Annotated in this window: 1 pseudogene; it reads right to left on the reverse strand. The window is 45.9% G+C overall.

The features are described from left to right. A pseudogene (locus IRZ80_RS20665) lies at positions 1 to 2,504 on the reverse strand (hypothetical protein); the annotation flags it as partial.

A 2,504-nucleotide genomic window follows, 5' to 3' on the forward strand; every position in this document is an offset into this window, starting at 1 on the left:
CTACCGAAGCCGACCCGTTAGTTCCACCGTTACAAGCCACGTTGGTTTGCGAAGTAGTTGCGGTAATTGCCGTAGGCTGTGTTATGGTAAAGTTTTTTGTGATTTGACAATTGTTGGCATCCGTGATGGTACAGGTGTAAGTGCCAACAGCCAATCCTGTAGCCGTAGCAGCCGTTCCACCAGATGGAGCCCATGAATAGGTATATCCGCCGGCACCACCGGCAGCAGTTACCGAAGCCGACCCGTTAGTTCCGCCGTTACAAGTCACGTTGGTTTGCGAAGTAGTTGCGGTAATTGCCGTAGGCTGTGTTATGGTAAAGTTTTTCGTGATCTGGCAGTTGTTGGCATCCGTGATGGTACAGGTGTAAGTGCCAGCAGCTAATCCTGTAGCTGTAGTAGCCGTTCCACCAGATGGAGCCCATGAATAGGTATATCCGCCAGCACCACCGGCAGCAGTTACCGAAGCCGACCCGTTAGTTCCGCCGTTACAAGCCACATTGGTTTGCGAAGTAGTTGCGGTAATGGCCGTAGGCTGCGTTATGGTAAAGTTTTTTGTGATCTGACAATTGTTGGCATCCGTGATGGTACAGGTGTATGTGCCAGCAGCCAATCCTGTAGCCACAGCAGCATTTCCTCCGGATGGAGCCCATGAATAGGTATATCCGCCGGCACCGCCTGCAGCAGTTACCGAAGCTGACCCGTTAGTTGCTCCATTGCAGGCCACGTTGGTTTGCGAAGTGGTTGCGGTAATGGCTGAAGGCTGCGTAATTGTGAAGTTAACGGCTGTAGTACAATTATTTGCATCAGTTACAGTACAGGTCCATGTACCAGGAGTTAGTCCAGTTACCGAAGTTGTACCATCACCCGTTGGGTTGCCAGGTGTCCAGTTATAGGTATAACCACCCGCTCCACCAGTTGGTGTGTTGATTGCAGCAGCTCCGTTAGAACCACCATTACAAGAAACATTGGTTTGTGAAGCCGCAGCAGCTGTTATAGCTGTAGGCTGAGTAATAGTAAAGTTAACTGCTGTAGTACAATTATTAGCATCAGTTACAGTACAGGTCCACGTACCAGGAGTTAGTCCAGTTACCGAAGTTGTACCATCACCCGTTGGGTTACCTGGAGTCCAGTTATAGGTATAACCACCCGCTCCACCCGTTGGTGTGTTGATTGCAGCAGCTCCGTTAGAACCACCATTACAAGAAACATTGGTTTGTGAAGCCGCAGCAGCTGTTATAGCTGTAGGCTGAGTAATTGTAAAGTTAACGGCTGTAGTACAATTATTAGCATCAGTTACAGTACAGGTCCACGTACCAGGAGTTAGTCCAGTTACTGAAGTTGTACCATCGCCAGTTGGGTTACCTGACGTCCAGTTATAGGTATAACCACCCGCTCCACCAGTTGGTGTATTGATTGCAGCAGCTCCGTTAGAACCACCATTACAAGAAACATTGGTTTGTGAAGCCGCAGAAGCTGCTAAAGCAGTAGGTTCTGAAATAGTAAAGTTTTTTGTGAGTTGTGTCGATTCGTTATCTGTTATAAGGACTGAATAAGATCCAGCTGTTAAACCAGAGGCTGTAGCTCCATTTCCTCCAGAAGGAGACCAAGAATAGGTATAAGGAGCAACACCTCCCGCAGCAGTTACTGAAGCTGAACCTGAGGTTCCGCTGTTACAAGCCACGTCGGTTTGTGAAGTTGTTGCCGACAGGGCAGCATTTGTAGTAAAAGTTAAATCTGTACCATAACTTGTGCCTGCAGAATTGATGGCATACGCTCTAAAGTGTACAAGTGTTCCAGCTGGTAAAGAAGAAATAACTGCACTAAAACTTCCTGTTCCAGTTCCATTTGTAACTTTGTTATTTGAAGTAGTAGGATTGCTGGCTGTTGCCCAGACAATACCTTTTTCGGTTACAGTGGCTCCGCCATCTGCAGTAACATTTCCTCCTAATGTTGCTTTTGAAGCACCTACTCCAGTTGCTGCGGTTGTTGAAACTGTTGGAGTTGTGAGTGGACTTACAGCTACACATGTTGATATTACGCTGCATAAGCCTATTGTTACAACAACTGCATAATTACCACTACTTGGCGGTGTATACGATTGTCCGTTTTCACCAATTAATATAGTTGCTGGACATTGAATCCATTGGTAGATAGCGCCAGGCTGATCCGCTGTTAAAACACCAGATGTTTGAGTTACGGTATCAATTACTTCACATACATCATTAACAGTAATAGTAAATACTTTTTCAAAGCTAAGACCACCCAGATCTGTAGTTTTCACACGAACAGAGTAGGAAGATTTAGTTTCAAAATCAGGACTAACAGTAATTTTCAAATTGCTCCCCGAAATGGTAAACACAGCATTATCTGTATCTCCAGTCCCAGACACTAAAGTATAGGTAAACGAGCTGTCATCAACATCGGTAGAAGAAAGAACTCCCACAGTTGAATTAGCCGCCACATTTTCGTTAATCGCAGTAGGTGAAAGGGCTAAATTAGTTGGA

Origin of the sequence: Flavobacterium sp. HJJ, from assembly GCF_015351475.1 — a bacterium.
Classification (GTDB): Bacteria; Bacteroidota; Bacteroidia; order Flavobacteriales; family Flavobacteriaceae; genus Flavobacterium; species Flavobacterium marginilacus.